The organism is uncultured Meiothermus sp. (assembly GCF_937863175.1).
Classification (GTDB): domain Bacteria; phylum Deinococcota; class Deinococci; order Deinococcales; family Thermaceae; genus Meiothermus.
On sequence record NZ_CALMCQ010000442.1, the window covers coordinates 1 to 6559 of the forward strand.

The 6559-nt window shown below is 57.7% G+C and carries 10 protein-coding genes; 6 read left to right on the forward strand and 4 right to left on the reverse strand.

Going from position 1 to position 6559, the window contains the following annotated elements; all coding sequences use genetic code 11:
• Positions 1-132: 132 nt before the first annotated feature.
• The 6 genes from rpmG (at position 133) to Q0288_RS16460 (ending at position 3585) form a co-directional block, all read left to right on the forward strand.
• A complete protein-coding gene (gene rpmG, locus Q0288_RS16435) occupies positions 133-297 on the forward strand; it encodes a 50S ribosomal protein L33 (RefSeq protein ID WP_299432909.1) in 165 nt (54 codons plus the stop codon).
• 10 nt (positions 298-307) lie between these two features.
• Positions 308-526: a preprotein translocase subunit SecE gene (gene secE, locus Q0288_RS16440; RefSeq protein ID WP_299432912.1), complete on the forward strand. Its 219-nt coding sequence runs from the start codon at positions 308-310 to the stop codon at positions 524-526.
• Between the two features lie 16 nt (positions 527-542).
• The gene (nusG, locus tag Q0288_RS16445; protein WP_299432915.1) at positions 543-1100 is read left to right on the forward strand and encodes a transcription termination/antitermination protein NusG; all 558 of its coding nucleotides are present in this window, start codon (positions 543-545) and stop codon (positions 1098-1100) included.
• Between the two features lie 172 nt (positions 1101-1272).
• Positions 1273-1707, forward strand: a complete 435-nt coding sequence (gene rplK, locus Q0288_RS16450) for a 50S ribosomal protein L11 (protein ID WP_299432918.1) — start codon at positions 1273-1275, stop codon at positions 1705-1707.
• Positions 1700-2401 carry a 50S ribosomal protein L1 gene (gene rplA, locus Q0288_RS16455; protein WP_299432921.1) on the forward strand — a complete coding sequence of 234 codons (702 nt, stop codon included), beginning with the start codon at positions 1700-1702 and terminating at the stop codon, positions 2399-2401. Before rplK ends, rplA begins: the two co-directional genes overlap by 8 nt.
• Before the next feature lie 281 nt (positions 2402-2682).
• On the forward strand, positions 2683-3585 hold the full coding sequence (locus Q0288_RS16460; RefSeq protein ID WP_299432924.1) for a cation diffusion facilitator family transporter: 903 nt from the start codon (positions 2683-2685) through the stop codon (positions 3583-3585).
• A 118-nt stretch (positions 3586-3703) separates the two neighbouring features.
• Here the strand turns inward: Q0288_RS16460 and Q0288_RS16465 are convergent, their stop codons facing one another.
• From Q0288_RS16465 to Q0288_RS16480, 4 genes are all read right to left on the reverse strand, one after another.
• Positions 3704-4783 (reverse strand): acyl-CoA desaturase, encoded by a 1080-nt coding sequence (locus Q0288_RS16465; RefSeq protein ID WP_299432927.1) that lies wholly within the window; start codon positions 4781-4783, stop codon positions 3704-3706.
• Positions 4784-4914: 131 nt separating this feature from the next.
• Positions 4915-5121 (reverse strand): cold-shock protein, encoded by a 207-nt coding sequence (locus tag Q0288_RS16470; protein WP_299432930.1) that lies wholly within the window; start codon positions 5119-5121, stop codon positions 4915-4917.
• A 534-nt stretch (positions 5122-5655) separates the two neighbouring features.
• Entirely contained in the window at positions 5656-6012 is a 357-nt protein-coding gene (locus tag Q0288_RS16475) for a carboxymuconolactone decarboxylase family protein (RefSeq protein WP_299432933.1), read from the reverse strand.
• 46 nt (positions 6013-6058) lie between these two features.
• Positions 6059-6559: HAD-IA family hydrolase (locus Q0288_RS16480; protein WP_299432935.1), on the reverse strand; the 501-nt coding region annotated here is incomplete at its 5' end.

A 6559-nucleotide genomic window follows, 5' to 3' on the forward strand; every position in this document is an offset into this window, starting at 1 on the left:
CCGCGAAGGCGGTCGCACCGTCGGGGCTGGCGTGGTGGCTAAGATTCTCGAGTAACGTGCTACACTATTAGCTTGCCGGTCTGATTAGCCTGCCGTAAAGCTGGCCGGGCCGAAGGCTGAAAGAGGAACTGTATGGCAAGCGATGTACGAATCAAGCTGCTCCTGGAGTGTACCGAGTGTAAGCGCCGTAACTACGCGACGGAAAAAAACCGCCGCAACACCACGACCAAGCTCGAGCTGAAGAAGTTCTGCCCCTGGTGCAATAAGCATCTACCTCACAAAGAAGTGAAAGTCTAAGGCGGATTGTATGGCCCAAGAGCAGAACGCTGCCCCCAGGCGCCCCCTCGGCGCTCGGATTGTCAACTACTTCCGCGAGGCTCGCGCCGAGCTTTCCCGCGTAACCTGGTCTACCCGTCAGGAGATCCTCGAGTCCACCCAGGTCATCGTGGTGTTTGCCATTGTGGCGATGGTACTGCTGGGTCTGATTGACACCATCTTCCGATTCATCACGGTGCGCCTGCCCTGATGTCCTGGTGCGAGCTATGAGTATTGAATGGTACGCCGTCCACACCTACGTTGGCTACGAGGATAAGGTCAAGGGCAACCTCGAGCAACGGGTGAAAGCCCTTGGTATGCAGGACAAAATCTTCCAGGTTTTGATCCCAACCGAGGAGGTAGTTGAGCACCGCGACGGGGGTAAAAAAGAAGTGGTGCGCCGCAAGCTCTACCCCGGCTACATCTATGTGCTGGTGGATCTGGGAGACACCCCCGGTGAAGTAAACGAAGCCTGGGAAGTGGTGCGCAATACCCCTGGTGTGACAGGGTTTGTCGGAACTGCAACCCATCCGGTTCCACTGACCCCCGGCGAGGTACAGCACCTGCTGGAAATCGCTGGCCTCGCGGGGAAGAAAGAAGCCCCCAAGCCCCAGGTTACTTTCAAGGAAGGTGACGTGGTGCGGGTGGCCTCCGGTCCCTTCGCCGAGTTTACCGGTGTGGTGGGTGAGGTCAACCTCGAGCGCCAGAAGGTCAAGGTGCTCGTCAGCATATTTGGCCGCGAAACGCCGGTCGAACTCGAGTTCTCGCAGGTTGTTCGCGCATAACGCGAACGCCAGTAGCCAGTGGCTAATTGCTGATAGCTAAACCCAGTAGCCTTTGCTATGGTCTATTCGCTATCAGCTATGAGCAGGCGCGAAAGCGCCCAGGCGATAACACCACGAAGTTCGTGGGAGCCAACCCCCGCAGTTTGCGGGAACCATAAAGGAGGAAGTATCAATGAAAAAGATAGCTGCGATGGTCAAACTGCAGCTTCCGGCGGGCAAGGCTACACCTGCGCCCCCGGTAGGCCCGGCGCTGGGGCAACACGGTGCCAACATCATGGAGTTCGTGAAGCAGTTTAACGCTGCCAGCGCCAACATGGGCGATGCAATTGTGCCGGTAGAGATCACCATTTTCTCCGACCGCTCCTTCACCTTCATTACCAAGACCCCCCCGGCCTCCTACCTGATTCGCAAGGCCGCGGGTCTTGAAAAGGGCTCAGGAAAGACTGGGCGTGAGAATGTGGGTAAGCTCACCTGGGAGCAGTGCCTTCAGATCGCCAGGCAAAAGATGGCCGACATGAATGCCAATGACCTGGAAGCCGCCGCCCGCCAGATCGCGGGTTCGGCCCGCGCCATGGGTGTGGAAGTAACGGGGGTGCCCCATGCCTAAGCACGGCAAGCGATACCGCGCACTGCTGGAAAAAGTAGACCTGAACAAGGTGTACACGGTTGACGAGGCCGCCGCCCTGATTCCCCAGATCAAAAGCGCCCGGTTCGACGAGACCGTCGAAGTGCACGTTAAGCTGGGTATTGATGCCAAGAAGTCTGACCAGAACGTGCGCTCCACCGTGGCCCTGCCCCACGGAACAGGCCGCAGTGTACGGGTGCTGGCAATTGCCAAGGGTGACAAGGTTGCCGAGGCCCGCAACGCCGGGGCCGATATCGCTGCTGGTGAAGAGATCATCCAGGAGATTCTGGATGGTCGCTCCGACTTCGATGCGGTGGTCGCTACCCCCGATGTGATGGGCGCGGTCGGTTCCAAGCTGGGCCGTATCCTTGGTCCTAAAGGCATGTTGCCCAACCCCAAAGCCGGTACGGTCGGCCCCAACATTGGTGACCTGATCCGCGAAATCAAGGCCGGGCGGATCGAGTTCCGCAACGACAAAACCGGCGTGGTACATGGCCCAGTGGGTAAAGCCAGCTTCGCTCCAGAGAAAATTGCTGAGAACGTGCGGGCCTTCATCAAGGCCGTGGAGGGCGCCAAGCCTGACAATGCAAAGGGCACCTACCTGCGCTCGGTCTATCTCTCTACCACCATGGGGCCAAGCATCAAGGTCAGCACCAGCACCGCTCAGCAGTCGTAAAGTTCTCTACTCACCAAGGCTCCCTGCCAGGGGAGCTTTTTTTCATGGAGTGCAATTACCTCGAGTCGGTGAGCATCCGTCCTTGTCTTCACAAACGGCATGGCGATCTCGTAAACCGGATCGGATCAAGAAACTTAGGGGCTGGGGCAGGGGCTTTCAACCTCATTTTGAGCGATTTATAGTTAAGGGCGGATTGTGGTGTTGACAAAATCTCCTAAATTCGAGCGTATGAAGCATCCAGGCCAGATAGTTCTTCGCCAGACCCACCCCAGTAGGGCCGAATGACCCCCACTCGAGCCCTGATCTTGAGCCTCTTGGTGGCAGGGGCGGTGTTTGGGCTGAAGTGGTTGGCCTTCGTACTCACCGGTTCGGTGGCGCTGTATTCCGATGCGCTGGAGTCTATTGTCAATATCGTGGCAGCCGGAGCCGCCCTGATTGCAGTGCTGGTTTCGCGACGGCCAGCCGATAGCAACCACCCCTACGGCCATACCAAAGCCGAATACTTTTCGGCTGTGCTGGAGGGGGTGCTGATTGTGCTGGCTGCGCTGGCAATCGTAAGCGCAGCCTGGCCTCGACTCATGGCCCCCGAGCCCATTCCCGAACTGGGGATCGGGATGCTGGTCTCTCTATTCGCTTCGGGCATAAACACGCTGCTGGCCTGGTTCCTGATCCGTTATGGGCGCCAAACGCGCTCTCCAGCGGTGGTCGCAGATGGGCAGCATATTCTGACCGATGTGTTAACCTCGATTGGAGTGCTGGTGGGGATCGGGGTGGCCTGGCTGAGCGGCTGGTGGGTTCTCGACCCTTTACTGGCAATCGCGGTGGCGATCAATATCTTGTGGGTGGGTTGGCGGCTGGTGCGGGACTCGGTGGGGGGCTTGATGGACGAGGCTATCCCTGAAAACGAGTTAGCAGATATACGCAACACCCTCAAGTATGCCCTCGAGGGCCTGGCATCCGATGGCCGGGTGCTGGAAATTCACGATCTGCGTACCCGCCGGGCTGGGCCAAGCACCTTTGTGGAGTTCCACCTGGTGGTTCCGGGAAGCACCTCCGTGGAGCAGGCCCATCAGGTTTGCGACCGCCTCGAGAATGCACTAAAAGCCAACCTGGATGGAGTTCGCACCACCATACATGTAGAACCTGCCCATAAAGCCAAACATTCAACCTTCAGGATTGGTTAGAAACCTGCGGGGAAACCGCCCCGAGCGTCAAATCGGCTCCAGGGTTGGTAGACTCCCCACTCCAACCCGAAACCTGCGACCTTCTCAAAGATGCGCAGCGGTCAAAATTAACAAACCATTATGCTCTTCGTTTACCCAGTCCTCGCCCGGGCGGCTTGGGCTGCGGTTGCTTGATCTTACCATCATTCAGCCCAAAACCCATTGTTCCAAACACATGGCCGGTGGTGGGCTCGATCAGGTTGCGGTGGTCGCGGTAGAGGCGAGGCGTTTTCCAGAGGTAGAACAGTGCTTTCCAGTGGGGCAGCTCGTTGTAGCGCTCCGGCCAGAGCTCCTTGATTTTTTGTGCCACCGCCTGGGCATACTTAGGGGAAAGGGCCGGAAATACATGATGCTCGATGTGGTAGCCAAAGCCCAGGGTGAGCCACTCGAGCCACTTCGGATTCCGCACAGTCAGGCTGTTAAGCAAAGGGTCGTTGGTCTCGGTAATGGGATTGAGGAGGTGGTTGGTCGCAATAAAGCTCATGGCAATGAAGTTAGCAATCAACCAGGGAATCACAAACACAAACAAGAAATTGAGCGGCCCCAGCCAGAGCAACACCAAAAGCCAGACCAGCACCGGTAAAACCGCCTGGAAGACCACGATGGGCCGTTCTTGGGGCTTGAAGTCGGGCAGAAAGTGCCGGAACATCCGGTATGCGTGCAGGGTAAACCAGAAAGTGAAGGAGAAAAACAGGAAAAAGCTGCGAAGCGCTGGCACCTGCCGGAACATCCACTTCACAATAGGCTTCTGGATGGCGGACTCGAGCGCACCCATTGCGTCGGGGTCATCTTCGGGGTGCTGGGTATGGGCGTGGTGTTCGATGTTGTGCCATTTGCGCCAGAGTCTGGCCCCCACCATCAGCGGTATAAACGCAAGGGTTCCGGCGACCGAGCGCACGGTGGGGTTTTTGGTAACCGCACCATGCAGAATCTCGTGGGCCAGAAATCCCAGGGCGATAAACGAGTACCCGACCCCAAACGACAGCAGCAGTTTGAGCAGAACATAAGGCGTTGCCACAATTCCCCCAGCACAAAGGCCGAGCAGGGTCAGAAATACCGGCAGATAGGCCAGGCGAGCCGGAACCGGCTCAAAAAAGTGGCGTGGTAGCCGTGCTTTTAGGGCTTTGGTGTACTCGCGCAGGTGCTGTTCTTCCGTCATAGGTACTCCTTGCTGAGCAGGGTTCGAATGGGGGCAGTATACGACACACCCGTCCCAGAATCTTCAGCATCCAGTTTAGATGAAATACAAAAAGCCCCCCTGTGTTTGGGGAGCTTTCGGCTGCGGAACTGTTACGCTATTTTCACATTCTTGGCTTGAGGGCCCTTGCCATTTTTACCGGGTTCGATCTCGAACTCTACGCGATCACCCTCATTGAGGCTCTTGAAGCCCTGACCCTGGATGGCGGTGAAGTGAACGAACACATCGGGGCCACCTTCCTGGGCAATGAAACCGTAACCTTTTTCCGCGTTGAACCATTTGACAGTACCTTTGTTCATTTACTACTCCTAATGTCCATCTGAAACCTGCTGGTTTTAGGGGGACAATGGAGAGTAGCACAGGCTAGAGGCAAAAGTCAAATCCAGCCGATGCCAGGTCGTTGCGGCCTGGGTCTGAGGTGACAAGTCAACCAGCAATCCCTCGAGAATTGTGCCCAGTACGTAGTGGGTGCGGTTCCCACAAGTACACCCGGCAGTAGAGTGGACATATCGCTGATCACTTAATCTCCCTTGCCCGATTCCTGGGGTTCGCCCTCCCAGAACTCGAGGCGGAACACGTGTACCGTGCGGCTCCAGGCTGGAAGAGCCGGGAACAAAAACTTCAACTGGGCCGCAGACCAGAGGTTTTGCGGCCTGGCCAGCAGCCTACACTCTTACCTGAGTTCCCGCACTGCGGCCATGGCCAGGGCCTCGTCTGCCTCGAGCTTCCCGCCAAAACCAGCGTACTTTCCGGCACCCAAACCAATCTTCTTCAACCCCAGCAAAATGGGGTGCTGGGCCCATCGAGCCGCAGCACCCGCACCCTGGTCAGCATCACTCCCCCGGGGTGTGACGCTTGCGCAGCAAAGCATGTAAGGTTTTCATGGCCCCCAGCGCACTGGGAAAACCCACAAACAGCGCCGATTGAATGATGGTCTCGCGCACTTCCTGCACGGTAGCACCATTACGCAAAGCCCCTTCCAGGTGCGTGGCCGTCTCCTTGGGCGCCCCCAGGCCAATCAGGCTGGTTATGGCCAGCAGCTCACGGGTTTTGAGATCGAGCCCGGGGCGGGCCAGCACCTCTTCGTAGGCGAAATCGCGGATATAGGCATAAAGGTCGGGGTCAACCTCGGTCAGGCTCTGCTCGATGGCCTCAAAGTTATCGCCCCAGATGGCTTTGCGAGTGCTCATGAAGGCCAGTCTCGAGGGTCTGGGGCCCCGCGTCAAGGGTCGAGGCTCACAACCACTCCACCCTCCCGGTAGCGTAATCAACCACCCAGGCCAGGTCACCGATAGCACGGGGATTTTGCTTGTATGCATCAAACAGTACTGGCCGAACCCCGGCGGCCACTGCCCCGTTTATGTCGTCCTCCGAGTCGCCAATGTGAATCGCCTGCTGGGGTTCAACCTGCAACTCGTCCAGCACGATTTCAAAAAATCGCGGATCGGGCTTGGCCACGCCTTCCAGCGCCGAGACCCCCACGTAGTCGAAATAGTCCGCCAGGCCCGTAGCCCGTAAAACCCCAGGCAGCGTCCAGTCCCAGTTGGATACCACTCCCAGCTTGAACCCCCGGCTTCGCAATTCTGCCAGCACCTCTTTTGCCCCTGGCGTGACCGGCCAGACGTGGGAGCTTTGCCAGTTTTCTCTAAGATACTCCGCCACCTCGTCCGCATAAGCGCCTAATCCAATCCCGCTCATCAGCTCGTAGTGAAACCTACGGGAGAAATAATGGGACAT

Coding starts and splice junctions, on each gene's coding strand:
- rpmG (WP_299432909.1), top strand. CDS start 133: ATGGCAAGCGATGTACGAATCAAGCTGCTCCTGGAGTGTACCGAGTGT.
- secE (WP_299432912.1), top strand. CDS start 308: ATGGCCCAAGAGCAGAACGCTGCCCCCAGGCGCCCCCTCGGCGCTCGG.
- nusG (WP_299432915.1), top strand. CDS start 543: ATGAGTATTGAATGGTACGCCGTCCACACCTACGTTGGCTACGAGGAT.
- rplK (WP_299432918.1), top strand. CDS start 1,273: ATGAAAAAGATAGCTGCGATGGTCAAACTGCAGCTTCCGGCGGGCAAG.
- rplA (WP_299432921.1), top strand. CDS start 1,700: ATGCCTAAGCACGGCAAGCGATACCGCGCACTGCTGGAAAAAGTAGAC.
- Q0288_RS16460 (WP_299432924.1), top strand. CDS start 2,683: ATGACCCCCACTCGAGCCCTGATCTTGAGCCTCTTGGTGGCAGGGGCG.
- Q0288_RS16465 (WP_299432927.1), bottom strand. CDS start 4,783: ATGACGGAAGAACAGCACCTGCGCGAGTACACCAAAGCCCTAAAAGCA.
- Q0288_RS16470 (WP_299432930.1), bottom strand. CDS start 5,121: ATGAACAAAGGTACTGTCAAATGGTTCAACGCGGAAAAAGGTTACGGT.
- Q0288_RS16475 (WP_299432933.1), bottom strand. CDS start 6,012: ATGAGCACTCGCAAAGCCATCTGGGGCGATAACTTTGAGGCCATCGAG.